The organism is Bradyrhizobium manausense (assembly GCF_018129685.1).
In the GTDB taxonomy this organism is placed as follows: Bacteria; Pseudomonadota; Alphaproteobacteria; order Rhizobiales; family Xanthobacteraceae; genus Bradyrhizobium; species Bradyrhizobium manausense_D.
Genome location: NZ_JAFCLG010000025.1, coordinates 1 through 18603, shown reverse-complemented (window position 1 = coordinate 18603; position 18603 = coordinate 1). Strand labels below are relative to the sequence as shown.

At 58.1% G+C, this 18603-nt stretch carries 14 protein-coding genes and 3 pseudogenes; 8 read left to right on the top strand and 9 right to left on the bottom strand.

Translation table 11 applies throughout. The annotated features are described in order from the left end of the window. Positions 1 to 99 precede the first annotated feature (99 nt). From JQ621_RS31575 to JQ621_RS31565, 3 genes are all read left to right on the top strand, one after another. Positions 100 to 1560 (top strand): glucan biosynthesis protein G, encoded by a 1461-nt coding sequence (locus tag JQ621_RS31575; protein WP_312015464.1) that lies wholly within the window; start codon positions 100 to 102, stop codon positions 1558 to 1560. Beyond that, the gene (mdoH, locus tag JQ621_RS31570) at positions 1548 to 3689 is read left to right on the top strand and encodes a glucans biosynthesis glucosyltransferase MdoH (RefSeq protein ID WP_212240820.1); all 2142 of its coding nucleotides are present in this window, start codon (positions 1548 to 1550) and stop codon (positions 3687 to 3689) included. Before JQ621_RS31575 ends, mdoH begins: the two co-directional genes overlap by 13 nt. A 489-nt stretch (positions 3690 to 4178) precedes the next feature. After that, positions 4179 to 4406: a hypothetical protein gene (locus JQ621_RS31565; protein WP_212240818.1), complete on the top strand. Its 228-nt coding sequence runs from the start codon at positions 4179 to 4181 to the stop codon at positions 4404 to 4406. Between the two features lie 117 nt (positions 4407 to 4523). Here the strand turns inward: JQ621_RS31565 and JQ621_RS35620 are convergent. Beyond that, positions 4524 to 4783: pseudogene (locus tag JQ621_RS35620) on the bottom strand (hypothetical protein). 233 nt (positions 4784 to 5016) lie between these two features. Here JQ621_RS35620 and JQ621_RS31560 point away from each other — a divergent pair. The 3 genes and pseudogenes from JQ621_RS31560 to JQ621_RS31550 form a co-directional block, all read left to right on the top strand. Further along, positions 5017 to 5436, top strand: coding sequence for a CopG family transcriptional regulator (locus JQ621_RS31560; protein ID WP_212240816.1), 420 nt, complete (start codon positions 5017 to 5019; stop codon positions 5434 to 5436). A 5-nt stretch (positions 5437 to 5441) separates the two neighbouring features. Then, positions 5442 to 6092 (top strand): annotated as a pseudogene (locus JQ621_RS31555) (PHB depolymerase family esterase); the annotation flags it as partial. A gap of 125 nt (positions 6093 to 6217) precedes the next feature. Further along, positions 6218 to 6376, top strand: a pseudogene (locus JQ621_RS31550) (transposase domain-containing protein); the annotation flags it as partial. 201 nt (positions 6377 to 6577) lie between these two features. On the opposite strand, the gene JQ621_RS31545 reads toward JQ621_RS31550, so the two are convergent. After that, on the bottom strand, positions 6578 to 8212 hold the full coding sequence (locus tag JQ621_RS31545) for an ATP-binding protein (RefSeq protein ID WP_249125689.1): 1635 nt from the start codon (positions 8210 to 8212) through the stop codon (positions 6578 to 6580). A gap of 20 nt (positions 8213 to 8232) precedes the next feature. On the opposite strand from JQ621_RS31545, the gene JQ621_RS31540 reads away from it, so the two are divergent. After that, the gene (locus JQ621_RS31540; protein ID WP_212240812.1) at positions 8233 to 8622 is read left to right on the top strand and encodes an ABC transporter substrate binding protein; all 390 of its coding nucleotides are present in this window, start codon (positions 8233 to 8235) and stop codon (positions 8620 to 8622) included. Between the two features lie 108 nt (positions 8623 to 8730). On the opposite strand, the gene JQ621_RS31535 is transcribed toward JQ621_RS31540, so the two are convergent. Continuing rightward, complete coding sequence (locus tag JQ621_RS31535; RefSeq protein WP_212240810.1) at positions 8731 to 10638, bottom strand: BTAD domain-containing putative transcriptional regulator; 1908 nt, start codon at positions 10636 to 10638, stop codon at positions 8731 to 8733. A 499-nt stretch (positions 10639 to 11137) separates the two neighbouring features. Here JQ621_RS31535 and JQ621_RS31530 point away from each other — a divergent pair, with 499 nt between their 5' ends. After that, positions 11138 to 11710, top strand: coding sequence for a hypothetical protein (locus tag JQ621_RS31530; protein WP_212240808.1), 573 nt, complete (start codon positions 11138 to 11140; stop codon positions 11708 to 11710). Between the two features lie 313 nt (positions 11711 to 12023). Here JQ621_RS31530 and JQ621_RS31525 read toward each other — a convergent pair whose 3' ends face one another. The 6 genes from JQ621_RS31525 to JQ621_RS31505 form a co-directional block, all read right to left on the bottom strand. Next, positions 12024 to 12845, bottom strand: coding sequence for a sulfite exporter TauE/SafE family protein (locus JQ621_RS31525; protein WP_212240806.1), 822 nt, complete (start codon positions 12843 to 12845; stop codon positions 12024 to 12026). A 17-nt stretch (positions 12846 to 12862) separates the two neighbouring features. Next, on the bottom strand, positions 12863 to 14365 hold the full coding sequence (locus JQ621_RS31520) for an amidase (protein WP_212240804.1): 1503 nt from the start codon (positions 14363 to 14365) through the stop codon (positions 12863 to 12865). A 731-nt stretch (positions 14366 to 15096) separates the two neighbouring features. Further along, positions 15097 to 16389, bottom strand: coding sequence for an ATP-binding protein (locus tag JQ621_RS31515; RefSeq protein ID WP_312015460.1), 1293 nt, complete (start codon positions 16387 to 16389; stop codon positions 15097 to 15099). Positions 16390 to 16394: 5 nt separating this feature from the next. Beyond that, positions 16395 to 16694, bottom strand: a complete 300-nt coding sequence (locus JQ621_RS35945) for a hypothetical protein (protein WP_312015459.1) — start codon at positions 16692 to 16694, stop codon at positions 16395 to 16397. 427 nt (positions 16695 to 17121) lie between these two features. Continuing rightward, entirely contained in the window at positions 17122 to 17979 is an 858-nt protein-coding gene (locus JQ621_RS31510) for a DUF6671 family protein (RefSeq protein WP_212240802.1), read from the bottom strand. A gap of 8 nt (positions 17980 to 17987) precedes the next feature. After that, a partial coding sequence (locus tag JQ621_RS31505) for a putative inorganic carbon transporter subunit DabA (RefSeq protein WP_212240800.1) occupies positions 17988 to 18603 on the bottom strand: 616 nt, incomplete at its 5' end.

Here is an 18603-nt window from a genome sequence, read left to right as displayed (position 1 = left end):
TGGGAACAGCAGCAGTTGCTCCTTCGCTTCGAAATCGGAGGCATAAACTTGAATCGCCGACAACTTCTTCATGCATCGGTGGCTGCTTCAGCTGCAGCTGTGTTGCCGCGTGCAGCGGATGCCCAGTCCGGCGCCGCCCTGACGTTCAGTCCGTCCTACGTGCGAGAGCTTGCCCGCGCGCTCGCTACCAAGGCGTTTGTTCCCCCAGACGAGAAGCTGCCGGACGCGCTAAAGAATCTCAACTACGACCAATACCGATCTATCCGTTTCGTACCAGAGAAGGCGCTGTGGCATGATGAAAAGTTGCCATTCGAGGCGCAATTTTTCCATCGCGGCTTCTTTTACAAGAACAGAGTTGACATTTTTCAGGTCGCCAACAGGAACGTCACTCAGGTCGTGTACCGGCGCGACGACTTTTCGTTTGGTGAAGGACTTGGCCAATGGCCCGATGCAGATCTGGGGTTCGCAGGGTTCCGCATCCACACTCCGATCAACAAGCCGGATTATTACGACGAGCTTTGTGTATTCCTAGGGGCAAGTTACTTCAGGGCAGTCGCGAAAGGACAGACATACGGTCTTTCCGCGCGGGGGCTCGCGATCGACACCGGCGAGAGCAAAGGCGAAGAGTTTCCGGTGTTCAAGGCATTCTGGCTGGAGAAGCCGGCGCCTAATGCCTCCTCGATGGTGATCCACGCCTTGCTCGACAGCAAGAGCGCGGCAGCAAGCTATCGATTCACCATCCGGCCTGGCCAAACCACGGTTTTCGACGTCGAGATGGCGATCTATCCGCGGGTAGACCTCGAGCACGCGGGGCTCGCGCCGATGACCAGCATGTTCTTCTTCGGCCCGAACGATCGGAAGGACTTTGACGATTTCCGCCCCGCCGTCCACGACTCGGATGGACTGTCGATCTTCAATGGCAGGGGTGAGCAGATCTGGCGACCGCTCAACAATCCGCACGATCTGCAGGTGAGCAGTTTTGGCGATGTCAATCTGGGGGGCTTCGGCCTCATGCAGCGGGAAAGAAACTATCTCGCTTATCAGGATCTCGAATCCAGTTTCGAGACGCGCCCCAGCCTCTGGTTCGAACCGATCGGCGATTGGGGCGAAGGTGCGGTGAAACTGTTCGAGATTCCGACCAAGGAGGAGGTCCACGATAATATCGCCGCGCTCTGGCAGCCGAAGCAGCCACTGACGGCAAAGAGCGAGCACATCTTCACATATCGATTGCACTGGGGGCCAGACGCGCCGAAAGCCGACGCGCTCGCGCGCTTCACGCGAACGGGAATTGGCAGCCGGGGAGATGACAGCAAGCTGTTCGTTCTAGAGCTTATGGGCGAGAAACTCAAGGGCGTTGATCCCAAGGCCATGAAAGGAGTGGTGACCGCTGAGAAAGCTGAAATCAGCAACGTCGTCACGCAGCCGAATCCCGCGACCGGCGGATGGCGTCTCAGCTTCCAATGCTCAGTCAAGGGGCAGGCGTCGATCGAATTGCGCGCGTTCCTGGCGCAGAACGATGCGCCGGTCTCCGAAGTATGGATCTATCGATGGACGCCCTGAAGCAGTCGCAGGTGCTGCCGCCAGGCGCTCCCGCCCGCCCGTTTCTGCCGCAGGAAAGCCCGCTGTCGATGCTGCCGTGCAGGTTGGACCGCGCGGCCGACGTCAGGCCATCGCAAGCGCTGTCGAGCGCCAGCTTGACGGTTCGCCGTCTCTTCATCTTTGCCGGCACGGCCTTGCTGACGCTTGCAGGCGGCTACGGCATGTACGACGTGGTGAAAGTCGGTGGCGTGACCTTTCTCGAAGCGCTGCTACTCGGTCTATTTCTTGTGCTGCTCGCCTGGGTCGCGTTCTCATTCATGTCCGCCCTTGCCGGATTCTTCGTGCTACTGACGCGGGGGCAGCCCAGCCTGCCGATCGACACGACAGGCCCGCTGCCACACGTCACCGCGCGCACCGCCATGCTGCTGCCGACCTACAACGAGGACCCGCATCATGTCGTTGCGCGGTTGCGCGCGATGTATGAGTCCATCGAAGCGACCGGATATGGCGCACAATTCGACTGGTTTTTACTAAGCGATACGACCGACCCCGACATCTGGATCAGCGAAGAGATGGCCTTCATGCAGCTGCGCCGCGCCTGCGGCGGAGCTAGGCTGCACTACCGGCATCGCTCGGACAACACCGCGCGCAAGTCCGGCAACATCGCCGACTGGGTCACAAGATTCGGCGCGGCCTATGATCATATGATCGTCCTTGACGCGGACAGCCTCATGGAGGCTGATACGATCGTTCGTATCGTCCACGCGATGGAGCGCCATCCCAATTGCGCGTTGATCCAGACGCAGCCGGTCATCGTCAACGCGCGCACGCTGTTTAGCCGGCTGCAGCAATTTTCGGGGCGCGTGTACGGCCCCCTCATCACGGCGGGCAACGCCTGGTGGCATGGCGGCGACAGCAACTATTGGGGCCACAATGCCATCATCCGGATAAAGGCCTTTGCCGAGGAGGCCGGACTGCCCGAACTCAGAGGTCGCAAGCCCTTTGGTGGACACATCCTCAGTCATGATTTTGTCGAGGCCGCGTTGATGCGTCGGGCCGGCTGGGCGATCTACATGGTCCCGGCCATTCGCGGCAGTTTCGAAGAGGTCCCGCCGTCGCTGTTGGACTTTGCAGGTAGAGACCGTCGCTGGTGCCAGGGTAACCTGCAGCACCTCGCGGTCCTGCCCGCGCGCGGGCTGCACTGGGTCTCGAGGCTGCACCTGCTCACTGGTATCGGATCCTACGTGACGGCACCTCTCTGGCTTCTGTTCCTGCTGCTCGGTCTGCTCATCTCACTGCAGGCGCACTTCATCCGTCCGGAATACTTTCCGAAGGGCTTCAGTTTATTTCCCACCTGGCCGCAACAGGACCCCGTGCTTGCGGCATGGGTCTTTGCCGCGACAATGGGGCTTCTGATCCTGCCGAAGCTGCTGGCTTATCTGGTTCTCATCAGCAATCGCGACGAGCGGACCGGATTTGCAGGCGGCTTTCGTGCTTTGGCGGGGGTCCTTTGCGAGACGCTTGTGGCGGCATTGCTTGCTCCCTGCATGATGATCCTCCAGACAAAGGCCGTCGTAGAAATTCTCGCTGGCCGAGATGCGGGCTGGCAAGTGCAGCGCCGAGGCGATGGACAGCCTGAGCGCGGCGAAGTCTATCGAAAGCTGGCCGGGCCGACGCTCTGCGGCCTCGTCCTGTCGCTGTGCGCCTGCGCAGTCTCTTTGCCCCTGCTTCTTTGGATGTCGCCGGTGGTTCTGGGGCTCCTGCTTTCCATCCCGTTGGGGATCATGACGTCTTCACGGTTGGGAGCGCCCGGCGTCTTTGCCACACCGGAAACCAACAGGCCGCCTGCCGTGGTGCTACGCGCGAACGAGCTCGCCGCGTCCGAGCCCACCGGTATGGTTGGGGCTCTACGTCATCTGGGTCGGGATCCGGAATTGCTGGCCGAGCATTTGGGCTCTTTGTCACCTGCCAGGCTTCGAAGGTTTGGCTCGATCGATGTGCCTCTTGCAACGGCAACCGCCAAGGTCGAGCAATGTGAAAGCTTGGACGATGTCGCCGTCTGGCTCGACAAGCTGGAAATACGCGCGGTTCTGGAGCATCCCACGCTACTGAAGAAAATCCTTGAGCTGCCTCTCGGTGGCCAAGACTAGTGTGGCAAATTCGGCCAAGCCGGCCGTCGGAGCACGGCGAAACTTGGAATAGGAACCGACGGGTCCCAGGAAGCTTGCTCTATTGGACGTAGGAGGACTGCATGGACGCCAGCGAAACCGCTGCGATGTCGGAAGCCTCCGGGCTCATAAGAGGTCACGAACCTCACTAGAATTCTTCCCGACGGTTACCGGGAACGAGTAAGCCGGCGGACCCCTGCGACAATCGGTGGAGTAATTGGCCGAGCGTGTCCGCAAGGTGACCATGGAGGCGCCGCAACGCTCGCTCTTGGCGGCCTTCGTGTTAGGAGTTTGGTTCGCACGTCATCGTTGAGATCTCACGTGACGAAAGCGCGGAGCGCTCCATGCAAAGCCCTACCTGTCCTCTGCTTTGCGCCGCACTCGGAACGAGTAGCGCCGAGCCTTGCGTGTGGGAACGGAGTGTTTCCCGATTTGTTGGATTCTTACATCCTTCACGATCGGAGACCTCTCATGAAATGGATTTTGGCAGCGGCTTGCACAGCCGTGATTTCTCTCACGCTGGCGCCCACTGCGGACGCCAAGGGCTGCATCAAGGGTGCCATCTTCGGTGGCGTCGCTGGACACATGGCGGGACACGGCAAGCTCGGCGCTGCGGCCGGCTGCGTTGTCGGTCATCACGAAGCGAACAAGGCGGACGCCAACAAGGCAAACGCCCAGGCTCCTGCGGATCAAAAGTGATCGCTTGACCCGCGTACCGGGTCGGCGCGCGGGTATGGGATGCAGTTGCGAGATCGACGACGAATTCGGATAGATGCGAAGTTGGCGTCTATTGCACGTGCACTTGCCCCATCAGTGTTATTGCGTGCATTCTGGGCAAGTGTCGCAGATCAATCCGAGCACGTTGCCGATTTCCGTGACGGCATCCTCCGGCGAGATGCCATGGGCGGATCCCGGCGGGCTATGTCGAAAGCGCGTTCTCGGGCATGAAAATCAGCGTGGTCCCGCGGCCAGCCGTGCTCTTCGCATTCGTGGATTGCGCCGGCCTCTTGCGATATTGCGAGCGCCCAGCCTTGCAACGTTCGGACCGCCGGGCGTCTCTGTTTCGTCATTGGCATGCCGTCGCTCCTCCCTGGAGCGAATCCCACCCCTCGGTCGTTCCGCCGGTTAGCACGGGACTGGATTCCGAATCGGCAGGGTGAAGGATTTCCCCCCTGCTCCAGTCGCCTCGGTCGTCGTCGAAGGTTTTCGCCCCTGCCGCCAAAGTCTGGCGCCCTTTCGTCGAGGCTTGGCCACCGGCCCTCTTGCCATCCATGTACCATCCATACAGATGGTTTAGGAAGGTGTTCTGATGCTCTCAAATGTCCAAGAACTGAGGCCGAAGCCTCCGGAAAGCGAAAAGATCACCATCAATCTCGGCTTCGTTGATCTAGGCCACATCGATCTGATGGTGAAAGACGGGTTCTATTCGAACCGCACGGATTTCATCCGGACGGCGATCCGCAATCAGCTCGAGCGTCACGCCGACGTCGTCAAGCAATCCACCGCCCGTAAAGGCCTGGATCTCGGCCTCAGGCATTACGCGCGCGCGGATCTCGAAGCGGCGCAGCGAGCCGGCGAGATGCTGCACATCAATGTGCTCGGCCTCGCCAGCATCGCGCAGGACGTCACGGCCGATCTCGCCCGCGCCACCATCGGCTCGGTCTCGGTGCTCGGCGCCCTCCATGCCACCCCCGCGGTCAAGGCCGCTCTCGCCGACAGAACAAGGTGAACACGATGTTGAATCAGGAAATGCTGCGAGAAGCCACGCGATTGACCCGAGCGGGGCAACTGACCGAAGCCACGGCGCTGCTACAGGGCATGTTCCAAGGAGTGCACGCGCCCGCTGCGGCATCACTCGTCCCGCAGATCGTCGGTCTTCCGGGCGGTGTTCCGCCCACCATCGACCTCAAATCAAACCGCATCGGCGGGGCCGACCCCAAAGCTCCGGGGATCACGGCAGGTCGGCACCGGCCGCTGTTCGATCGGGCCAAGGACGGTACCTGGCTCGGCCTGCGGGGCGCCGAGCACGCGCCATCTTCGAAGGCCGACATCGTGCCGGAAGGCACGAAGTTCATCGACGGCAAGTACAGCAACAACGCCGGAAGTCGGTCCTACAAGCTGTTCATCCCCAGCGGCTACCAACGAGGTCAAACGCTCCCGCTGGTCGTCATGCTGCATGGCTGCACGCAGTCGCCGGACGATTTCGCCGCCGGCACCAGAATGAACTTTATCGCGGAAGAACAGAACTGTCTGGTGGTCTATCCGGCACAGCCCGGCGGCGCCAATCCGTCCAAGTGCTGGAACTGGTTTCGCGCGGCCGACCAGCGCCGCGACGAAGGCGAGCCCTCGCTGATCGCGGGCATCACGCGCCAAGTCATGCGCGACTAGCTGTTGGCAGTGCTGCGACGAAGTGAATCGGGAGCGCCGAACGCGTCGCAAGATGGTGGCGAAAATGTTCTGATTTGGGTGTGAGCCACGCCCTGCCTGGCGATCTCGATACGCTGAAAGCGATGCTGCTTGCCGTGCGGTGCGAGAGCGAACGGCTGCGTCCGATCATCAAGGAAGTGCAGCGATACCGGTTTGGTCGGCGTGCGGAGACGCTACCCGAAGATCAGATGCTGCTGGGCCTGGAAGACGTGGAGCAAGTCGCCGCGTACGGCGAGACGGCACGGTGTATTTCGGCGCGGGGTATCGACCTTGATCGGCGTGGCGTCCGATCAATCACATTCAATTCAATTAGTGACTTGAAGGGGTCCCGAACACGCCGATGGGGAGCACTTTTCGATCAGCATTCACAAACACCGGTCCATACGCGGTACCGAGCCGATAGCGCGCCTCGCAAAGCATCTCTTCCGAATAAATTTTGCGCATTATTGCGCTGTCAATCGCTCCTTTTCCGAAAGGGCCTTTCGAACTAAACTTGCAAGGTCCGATCGTTGATAGGGTTTGGTCAGCAGCAAGACACCAGGATCTAATCGACCATGATGAATTATGGCATTCTCGGTGTAGCCAGACGTGTACAATACCTTGATGGCTGGTCTCCTTTTCTGGACTTCCAAGGCCAGCTGGCGTCCGTTCATTCCACCGGGCATGATGATGTCGGTGAAGAGCAGATCAATCGCTGCCCCGCTGTCGATTACAGCTAACGCTTCTGCTCCATTTCTGGCTTTCAAGGTTACATAGCCCAGGCTTCTTAGTTGCGCCCCGACATATTTGCGAACCAAATCATCGTCCTCAACGACCAGAATGGTTTCGCACCCAACCTCCAAATCACGATTGCCAGGTTGTGCTTTGTCAAAATTGGCAGCGTTCGATGCGCGAGGCAGATACAACTTAACGGTCGTACCATGCCCTTCTTCGCTGTAAATTCTGATGTGCCCGTTCGACTGTTTGACGAAGCCGTACACCATACTGAGCCCGAGTCCCGATCCCTGGCCGACGTCTTTTGTCGTGAAGAACGGTTCGAATACTTTATCCAGAATTGCAGCGGGAATACCCAGACCGGAGTCGCTGACCGCGATCATCACGTAGTTTCCTGTGGCAATCTCTTCATTAGCTACCGATGTTGCGTCTGAAACGTAATTCCTGGTTTCGAAGACGAGCTTGCCACCATCCGGCATTGCGTCTCGAGCATTCAAAGCGAGATTCAATATTGCGGTGGACAATTGACTGGGATCAATCAGCGCGGGCCCAACATCTTGGGCGAACAGCGTGTCGATTTCCACGTGCTCGCCGAGCGTCGGCCTAAGCAATTTAACCGCTTCGAGAATCAATGAATTAATATCAACGCTTCGTGGCACGAGCGGTTGCTTCCGGGCAAAAGCAAGCAGGTGTTGCGTGAGGTCGGCGCCGCGAGACGCCGCGGCGTCGATCATCTCCGCAATCTCGGCAAGCCGAGGATCATCCTTGACCGCATCTGCTAGGATTCCGATCGTTCCCGTGATCACGGTCAAGATGTTGTTGAAATCGTGCGCTATGCCTCCCGTAAGTTGGCCGGTAGCTTCCATCTTCTGAGATTGACGGATTTGCGATTCCGTCGCTTCAATACGTCGGAAATGCTCCAACTGGTCCTCAACTCCGCGACGTTGCTTACCTTCTTCCTCCAAGGCGGCATAGGCCTGCTGAAGCTGGAATGCCGAGGGTAGAGAAAGTAGCTTTGGCAACAGCGGCCAGAGCATTGCGGCGGTTACGACAGACGCTAAGGCGGTGACAGACTTAGCCAAACCTTCAATTCCGTAGATCGGCACCCAAAGGGTGTAGATCGACAAGACGTGCGTCAGCCCGCAAGCCGTGATGAAAATCGCAAAGGCCCAACCGACCCAGCCGAACTGAAGATCGCTGCGTTTGGACACAAAGATGGCCAGCGCAAATGGTATTGAAAAGTAGGCGATCGCCGTAAGGGCGTCGGAGGCAACGTGCAGCCATATCAACTCCGGCTCCCACAGCAAACAAATCCCATGGGGAGAATACATAGACGAACTCAGGAGACGTTCCAGTAAGGCCATGATTTCGCCCCGATCGAGATATGTTCCCGACGACTTCTATACGCCTGATTCGTATTCGAACCTGGTCTACAGTCTACTTATTGTTACCCCGACAGCCGTCGGCTTTGCAGGTCCTCGCAGACCCGCTGCTGAGTGATCTAGGCGGTCGCATCAGCGAACTCGCCAGCGCAAATAGTCTTCCAACTTTCACAAATAGCCTAACGGCTGTCGAAGCTGGTGGACTGATTTGTTACGGCGCATCGGTTCGGAAGGTCCTTCGCCATATGGGCTATTATCTGAAGAAGCTATTGGACGCAGCCGACCCCGGCGACTTGCCCGTCGAACAGCCAACTGAGCTTGATCTCATCGTCAACCTCAAAACAGCGTTTTCACTGGGCATTCCTACCGCCGTTTCTGGTTGGCCGTGCTGATCGCGTGATCGAATAGGAAGGGGAAAGCGCAGCGCTCAGAGCAGGCCAGTCTACGGGCCAAAATCAGAAGCTACCCCATCGTAGATTCCCTTCACGTGAGAAGCGGATTTACATTTTTCCGGTTAATGCATCCTCGAGAGCGCTGCATAGCCGCCGATACCCGTCCTCCTCGCGTGGGAACCGATCTTTATAAAAATTCTTTGCAATCCCGAAGAATGCTTGCGCTGTGAATGCTGGAATCATCTGCTTTAAAATGCTGGCTGCTTTCACAGCTTCTCGTCGTCTGTGTTGCAGGCCCAGGCTACAGGTTAGCGCGATCCACTGGGCTGGCGCATCACTGTAGAGACTAATCGCTTGTCGGGCTGCGCTCTCCATATCGGCGAGCTTGTTCTGTTTCCAATACGCCCAGGCGGAGTAGTGGTACCAACGGTGCGATCTTGGGTCGCGAGGAGACAGGCGCATCGCTTTCGTGAGGAGGTCTAAGCTTTGATCGATGTCGCCGTCTGCGCAGCGATTGACGTTTGCAAATAGCGCAAGGCCGTGAGCGTCGGATGGATCCACGATTACGGCCTTCTTGAGGAGCCGCAGCGAGTTATCCAGGTCGCCGGCGCTGTATAAAGCTGTATCGGCACAGTTGATGAGTACCGAGGGATTTTCAGGATCAAGGCGCAGCGCCGAGTTCGAAAGTCGGACCGCGGCTTTTTTTTCGACAGCAGCTCTAGGGTGCGTTCCCCAAAGCGAACGCATTGTGTAGACCGAAGCTAAAAGAGCTTTAGCCATCGCATACTGCCCATCGCGGCGTAGAGCTGATCTTAACTCGGCGACAGCCGAGCTAAGTCTCTCTGGGTTTCGCGTGAACAGAACGTATCCTTGAGCCCGCTGATAATGCGTCCAAGCGTCAAAGTCGCCAGGCTGTCGACTGAGCGCATTGGCAATTTCCTGCTGCATCACTGCAGGTGAAAGGCGCGCTACCAGTTCATTCACGAGACGGTCTCTCGCGTCTATAAATCGACGCATCTCAGCTTCGAAGACATCACCCCAGATCGCCAACCCGGTGGCTCCATTGATCAACCGCGCATGGACCCGAACGGAATGCGGCGCCTTTTCAACACTGCCTTCGACAAGATACGAGACACCCAATTCGAGCGATATCTGTCTGATATCCTTTGCTTCAAAACGGTAAACCTGGGACGATTGGCGTGCAGTCACAAACAGATTTCTAAGCCTTGCGAGCGCTGTCGTCGCCTCTTCAGTGAAGCCATCCGCAAATCCGGCCAGCGTTTGACCCAAGGGTGTGACATCACGGAAGGGTAGGACGGCAATGGAGGGACGGTCGCGTGGAGGCGTGAGCGCGCATGGGCTCGGCGCCATTGCCTCGTCATGCTGTCGATTGATGTCGTCCAACCAATCGATGCCGTCACTGAAGATTGTTGGTGCTCTGTCATGAGGTCTGGAAGACCGCAAAAGCCGAGCCAGAAGCTCTTCTGCGGCTGAAGGGACCTGTTGTCCTCTAGCCGACAGTCCGGCGCTAAACTTACGATAGTATTCGATCGCTTGAGCCGTCTTGTTCTGGGAGGCGTAAGCCTCAATTAGTTTAATATGAGCGATCTGCGCAGCAGGGTTGAGGCGCGTAATCAACTCTGCGATCTTTTCTTGCTGTTCGGCGGAAAGACCTGAATCTCGCGATAGGCTGGCTTCACAAGCCGAGAGAGCTTTGGCGGCTATAAAAGAGCGTGTTTCCGTCAACCATTGCGTGAGACGTTCGCCGCGCGGCTCTTCGTCGCCCATAAAACTACCGGAATAGAGCGCTGCGACATTCGCTGCGTCACCGCTCGCAGCAGCTTCGAGGAGCAGCTGTACATCGATCGTCCAACCTGATGGAAACTTCAGCGCATTTCCAGCACTCCACTCTTCCAGACGTTTTGACTGGAGAGCATTCCGAAGCCGGGCGAGCTCTTGCCGAAGACTTACAAGTGCTTGCTCCGGCGGCCGATCCTCCCAGAGCAGGCCTGCCAACTGCTTCCTAGTACGCTGGTCAGGCGGCGCCGTGGCCAGGCAAGCGCAGAGAATTCGGCCTTTTGAACTCGTAACGGGCAGCTTAGTGCCGCGTGAACTCAATGCCGAAAATTTCCCAAGAAATGTAAGTTTCATAAATGGATGAACATCGCTCTTATCAGATGAGCAAGTTGCTCAGATGCTTCTTGCTTTGATTCTAGTGCCCGAAGTTTAGTAAACGTGTTGAACTCTGTTCGTAGAGAGGTTACGGCCCCAGCCTTTGCTTGCAGTCTAGAGCCCGCGGAAGCTTTATGCCGCCACCCGCGCAATCATGGTCGATGTCGCCCGGAGAATCAATTCTGAAAGAATTGTCGCGCCACGTAGTCGGGGTACGCTTCTGCTGATTTGCACGTTGTTGCGCCAGATGCCTATTTGTCGATCGACCAGGTCATCGGCACTACGATTTCACGCCGAATTCACGCCAGACCGCGAAAGCATCCGATAGCTTTAGATTAGTGCGGTGAAGCATATTTTTCGAAAACTCTGCGTGAACCGTCGTTTTATTGGAAAACAGATGAAGACTTCAACTGCTCATGAGTTTTGCGCTACCGGCAGTTCAATCTTGGAGTTCAAGTCACTCTCATTGAACGAACTGAATATCCTAGAACCTTTCTTTAGAAACTTGACGTTCGATCAGCGGCGCGCACGTTTTGGAGGAGGAGTTTCCGACCACTCGGTCCTGCACTACTGCCGCTGTCTGGATACAAACGAAACTGCCGTATTTGCCTGTATCTCTCAGGATCAGCCAGTCGCTATCGTCGAACTACATCCAATCCCCTCTCAAGCCGGCTGCGCGGAACTAGTGGTTGCAAGCTCGGCCGCTGATGACCGTCTTTTGATATACGGGCACCTCTTGCAGCTTGTGGCATTTGCTGCCGGCCGGCGCGGCTATCATACGCTAGTGTGTGCGCTGGAATTACTCGACAACGACGTACTCACCTTATTGCGTGGTATGGCACGGGCGGAAATACGCGCGGGGTCTTTGTTGTTTGAGCTAGGCGAATATGCCAACCTTTATGCGGGACAGGATTGACTTTGGAACCGAGCGATCAGGCGTTCTTACTCATCGCGCTCGTGACTTGTCTCGGCGGATGCCTTGTTGCCACTATCTATGAGATCGAAGAATGGCGACGGCGGCGAAGAGACTGCGAAGAAATATGTCGCTTGGCGACCATAGATGTGGTCGTGCGGGAACGGTTGGAGTGAGGCGTGGCCGTTCGAGCCTGCGTTTGCGCACAGCAACCCACGGGGCGAAGCTCTGGGTAGCCGCTTCCAAAGAACTTCCCGGTGCTAGGTCTCATCAAGTGGTTCAAACCTCTCTGCTGCTGAGGTTGGCAGGCGTCGTCTTAGATGGTCACCGCAAAGCGCAGACTGATCAACAAAAGATACGTTGCAAGAGCCAATTCCATTTCGCGCTTGGACATCCGATGAGCGAGCTTGACCCCGTGCCGCACCGTCAGAAGACTGAGCGGCGTGAGCAAAGCGAATCCGATGATCGAAACATAACCCGCAGACAGGGGCGGAAGGCCCGGTTGGCCCCAACCTGAGACGACGTAACCGAGGGCTCCAGGGATTGAAACAATTAGACCGATTCCCGACGCGGTTGCGACCGCCGAATGGATAGGAAAGCTGTAGAGTGTCAGAACAACATTTCCTACGAGACCGCCGCCGATGCCCATAAGCGAGGCAGACGAACCAATTAAGAGCCCGTAGCTGGCCATGGCGGTGCGACCTGGCAAATGTTCTGACAACCGCCATTTCTCCTTGTTGGTGAACAGCCTCACGGCCAGGAGGAGACATACGACAATAAAGACCTCTTTAAAGAGGGACGGCTTCGCAAACGATGATGTAAAGACTCCGAGCAGCACACCTATTGAGATGGGAAGTAGCCACCTCTGGAGCACCGTCATATCAACCGCACCTTTGCGGTAATGGCCAAGAAACGAAGATATTGACGTCGGAACGATTACCGCGAGGGAAGTACCGATGCAGAGTGGCATGAGAGTGTCTTCTGGCACGCCATACAGCTTGAAAACTTCGTAGAGCACCGGCACGACGACGGTTCCCCCGCCCACGCCGAATAGCCCGGCAAGGATTCCTGTGCAGCCACCAGCAACGGTTAAAGCCACTGCGAGCCAAATCGCTTGTGTCGCAGGAAACGCCATCATCTGGGCCTCCATTCTTCTTATCGAGAGTCGGGCCTGGTAGGGCGCCAAGGTATCGCTTGCTCAAAAGCATGAGCTAATCGAAGGCAATTCAAGTCATTGTTCGGTCGCGCGATGACTTGGATGCCCATTGGCAGACCATCGCCAGAAAAGCCGACCGGTAAATTTACCGCAGGGCAGCCAGCGAGCGTTGCGTAGATTGTGACCTCCATCCAACGATGATAGGTATCCATTGCGCGACCACCAACTACCCGAGGCCAAGTTAATTTGGCATCGAATGGAAAGCATTGTGCTGAGGGCAGTGCCAGGAATTCGTATTGATCGAAGATTTTTTCGAGCGCTTTACACCAATTTGCTCGGCGACCAGATGCTTCAAAAACATCGATTGCAGAAACACGCGCTGCTTGTTCGACTTCCCAGCAAGCCTCGTCCTTCATTAGGACCCTTTTACCGGGGTCGGCGTAGCGTCGCGCGAGGGCGCCACCCGTGGTCCAGGCGCGCAGGACCACCCAATCACTCCAGAGCTGAGCGAACGGATAATCAATTCTGGCAGCGTCCACGCTGCATCCGATTTCAGCGAAGAACGGCAATGCCTTTTCGCAAAGCGCCAGCACGCCCGGTTCAAACGATAGATATCCACCGAGATCACCGAGCCAGCCGATACGTTGACCTGCACAATCGATTGAAAGCCTGTCGGAGAAACAAGCAGAAGTGTTCTGCTCATCCGAGCTTGGCCAGCTGCTCTCGGCGGACTGCACCGCGAGCAGCATAGCGAGGTCTTTCACGGATCGAGCTATCGGTCCGACCGTCGCAAATGACGGCAAATATGGATCCCGGCCCTCGAAGGGCATACCGCCTGGCGTAGGTCTTAGCGAAAACAAATTGTTGTATGCTGCAGGATTGCGGATCGAGCCTGCGTTGTCACTTCCATCCGCGACTGGTAACATTCCAGTTGCGACGGCGACCGCCGCACCACCGCTGCTGCCACCGGCCGTTTTCGTACGATCGTAAGCATTCAACGTAGTGCCAAAAACCGAGTTGTAGGTTTGTGAGCCTAAGCCGAATTCGGCAGTATTAGTCTTGCCGAGCAGAATCGCCCCAGCTTGCCTCGTATTTTTTACGAACGATGCGTCTCGGTCAGGAATGGAATCTCGATGGATGAGCGAACCAAGCGTCGTTCGCAAGTCTTTGGTCGCCGCAAGATCTTTTATTGCTTGCGGTATACCATGGAGCCACCCGCGGCGAATGCCGCGGGATAACAGCTCGTCTCTTTCACGAGCATCCAGGAGGATCGCGTCACGCGTGCGCAACGAGACTATTGCGTTATAGGGTGGATTAACGCGCTCGATATTGTCGAGATATTGCAAGGCGACTTCTCGGCAAGAGATCGCCCGAGAGATGATCATGTCGGAGAGCTCACATGCACCGAGAGCGATGATGTCATCTCCAGCGTTTGACTTACTCGTTTTGACGCCAGGATCCGGATTTCTGGGTGACCGACTTGCGGCTACAAAATCGTACATGCTAGAAGCCACTCTTATGTGACGTCTCTGGTACCTGGGGCGTTGCAGTCAGTTTTGATCGCGCAAATGGTTGCTTAGCTCGGCGCGCGACTCTCGAAATTAACCTCGCAAACGCGACACTTCTGGCTCTCTTCGACGAAACCCAAATATCGGAAAAGTACACGTCAGACGCTTTACACAGCTTGTCATCGCGCATGCTGCACCTGTAGGAATACAGATTGATTGTTCTAATTTTAAATGTGGATTGTGGTCAGTTTTGTTTCTGCCCGTCTGCTGGTCATCCCCGCATACCGCTCAATTCCACGATGACTGCCGATTAGAAATAGTCTTGCCAGCCATCCCTTGGGCCTGAAACGCGTCTGTGTAACGGAGCGATGATAACGCTCGCTTCGCAGATAGTGATGTGGCCTTCTTCACACTTTGGATAGATGTTTGACAGCGATATTGTCCCCTCCTGTGTCAGACATCGAGCTCAAGAGTGCCCCGTGAATCATTAGAGCTCAGGTCGTCCATGATAGATGTGCAAAGACCACCCACGGCGTGAAAAACGCGTGAAAAATTTACATTTAAGAGTACGCGGCCCAAACGACGCACGCGACGAGTTCAATCTAGCGGCCACCACAAAGAACCTTCGGAAGATGTTCAAGCTGATCTCGATGCCGATCCGCAAGGCCCTCATAGGGGCCACCTCCGATCTCATCCCTTCCCAACCATTACTACGGAATTCCGCCTCAGCGCTTGTCCAGAAGCTCTCTTACTTTGAGCGCCAAAAGTGACTGGCTGATAGGCTTCTGCAGAAGCGAAACGCCCGGATCGAGCCGCCCCTGATGCACGATAGCGTTTCGCGAATACCCCGTCATGTAGAGCACCTTTAGCGGGACCCGACGCGCCACGAGTTCGTCGGCGAGTTGACGGCCGTTCATGCCAGGCATGATGATGTCAGTCAGCAGAAGGTCGGCTTTGATGGCCCCCCTGCCGAATGCTTCGAGCACCGCCGCCGCATCCGGAAACTCGAGTACTTCGTAGTTGAGTTCGCGCAGCGTTTCGGCGAGATAGCTGCGAACCCCGGGCTCGTCCTCTGCTATCAGGACGGTTTCGCCTCCACGGCTTCCGGTGATGGCCACCTCGACTTTTTCCGGCACGACGGGGCCACCGTGGCTCCGTGGGAGATAAAGCCTGATCGTGGTCCCTTCACCGATCTCGCTGTAGATCTTGACGTGTCCTCCGGACTGTCTGACGAAGCCGTAGACCTGGCTCAAACCGAGGCCGGTACCCTGCCCCGGCTCCTTCGTCGTGAAGAACGGATCGAAGGCTTTTTCCTGGACATCCTTAGGCATTCCAGGCCCGGTATCGGTGATCGCTATCTGCACATATTGGCCGACCGGGATATTTGCGTTCTGACTCGAATACGCCTCGTCGATGAACGCGTTACTGGTTTCGATCGTCAGCTTACCACCGTCGCTCATGGCGTCTTTGGCATTGACCACGATATTGAGGATCGCGGATTCCATCTGATTGGAATCCACGTCGACCTGCCAGATCCCCGCACTTCCGACGATTTCGAGGTCGATGTTTTCCCCTAGCGTCCTGCGAAAGAAGTCGGACATGTCACCCAGCAGTTTGTTGACGTTGACCGCTTTGGGGTCGAGGGGTTGACGACGGGCAAAGGCGAGCAATCGCTGCGTCAGGATCGCCGCCCGCTGGGCACCGTTCGATGCGCTCGCGATCACTCTCCCCAGCTTCTCGCGAGATCCTTCGTTCCATGATTGAAGAGTTCGGCCGGCGATTTCCAGGTTTCCGCTGATGATGGTCAGCAGATTATTGAAGTCGTGCGCTACGCCTCCCGTCAGCTGACCGATAGCTTCCATCTTTTGAGAGTGTCTCAGCATCTCTTCCGCTTCCCGGCGATAGCGGCCTTCTTCCGCCAAGGCCGCTTGCGCTTCACGAAGCCGTGCGGGCGAGGGGATTTCCAGAAAACGGGGCAACAGCGGCCAGAGAATAACCGCGGTAAAAATGGATGCCAAAGCCGTCAGCGCCTTGACGAGTCCTCTATTCCGTAGATTGGCACCCACAACGTGACGATCGAGAGCACGTGGGTGAAACCGCAGGCGGTGATGAAGAGGGCGAACGCCCAGAACAGCCATCCGAAGTCGACATCCGGGCGCCTCGAGACGAAGATGGAGAGAGCGGCCGGAATCGAGAAGTACGCCGCGGCGATCAATGCATCTGACGCGACGTGCAGCCAGATAAGTTCGGGCTCCCATAACAGGCATATGCCGTGGGGCGAGAACATCGTTGTATCGAGAAGCCGCTCAAAAAAAGCCCACATACTCAGATCTTGCTCCGGATGAATAGCTGCGGAACCATAACGCGACCGCCGGCCGAAAGTCCCTCTCCCGTTTCGGCGGTGCGATCGGTCGTGGCCGGGTGCCCAACATCGGCATGCGAGCTCACTAGCCAGGCGCCCCGAAGGACGTAGTCGGTGACCGAACCACAAGTGATCCCTTGGTTCGGTTCGCCGTTCGCCAAGTCGGAGGACGGTCCCATAAGGACGACCTTCGAATGCCGGCCTTTCGTCCGCCACCGATGTCGCGTTCGACGCTATTGCCTTGCGATGATACGAGCAGCGTTCGGTGTCGACGTTCTCGCTTCGCGAACGAGTGCACGGCTTCGTAAGGCTTCGCTGTTAACCGGCCTGCTAGGAGACGGAGCGGACGACGGGATGGGCGGAGACGGCACATTCTGCGGTTCGCGGCTCAGGGGTTGCATATCTGGCACCAGGTTGGGTCGGCATACAAGGCCGCCGCGCGCTCGCGGCGCAGCGCTCTGGTAGCGCAGGCCGAGCAGCCGTGGATCTCCGCACGGATTCGCCTGGTCGGAGCGCCGCATTCCCCGCAGGGCAGACCGCGCTCGACGTCCACGAGGCCGAAGCCGGGCGTGCCGCAGGACGGGCAGCATCGCGCGGTGCGGACGGCGAGCGCCCGGGCGAGGCGCGCGATCGAAGTCATGCGGGTCGGATTGAGATGGGCGCGCATGTCGGTCTCGATCGCCGCCCTGCCCGCACTCGTGAAGACGTCGCGGAGCGCCGCCTCCACCTGTTTGCGATCGCGCAGCCCCTTGGCCGGCGCACGGCCGTCACGCGGCTCGGCGCGGACCACCACGGCGTGATCGGGGAAGCCGACCCGCGCCAGGAAAGCGTCGATCGGGTCGCCCGGCGCGATCGTGACATGATCGTAGTTGGTCGCGGTGCGCCGGAACACGACAATCTCGTGCCCGGTCGCGGAATCCCGCAACAGCAGCAGCTCGCGCCCGGATGCAATGAACGGCAGGCCGGGATCGGGGCCGAATGCGCCCTCGCCGCCGATCCCAATCGGCGCGCCGGTCCGAGAGATCGCAAGCAGGGCCTTGGCGCGCGCGGCGTCCAGCATGGTGCCGCTTCGCGCAATCTCGCCGGTGAACGTTCCCAGCGCATCGGTGTCGACGCCGGGCGCCGTCGTGATCGTCATCCCGAACCAGCGACACAGCACCGGCGCGATCGCGCGCTCCTTGCCGTGCATGGTCGCGATCGCCGCCCAGCGGCCGCGGTAGGGATGCTCGAACATCTTCGCAGGCAACCCATGCCTCATGTCGCCACCCAGACACCGGGACGAATGCAGCGGCGGATCATCGATCCCGCATCGTCGAGCGAATGCAGCAGCACCCAGCCATTGCTGACGAGGTCGCGGACGGCCGCGTGACGCCGCATGATCTCGTCCATGGCGGATTCCGGCGCGGCAATGAAGACGTTGAGACGAAGCGGCTCGTGGACGAAGCGCGTGCCGTCGTGCACCGACTGCCACGGCAGCCCGACCCTGAGATCGCCCGCGTTGCCTTCGAGCACGCCGAGCTGACCGACGATGTTGTGCAGCACCTTGTTGCCGCTACCGAACGCGGCGTTGTTCACGGTCGATGCGTAATATTGCAGATTGATCCAGCTGGCGACCACCATCGGCGCCGTCATGATCAGTTCGAGCACGCGATAGCCTTGATCCTGCTCGTGCGCGTAGGAATGCAGGAACGCCCGGCCCGACATGTCGAGCCCACGGGTTAAGCTGCGCGGCGCGGCGATGAAAGCGGCGTTGCCGGCGAGGCCCCATTCGGGACGCACCTGCGACCAGTCATGGCTGCGTGCGGTGACGGCGGCGTCGACGCCAGCGGCGTCCCTGATCCCGAGCAGCGCGCTACGCTCGAGCCGTGCC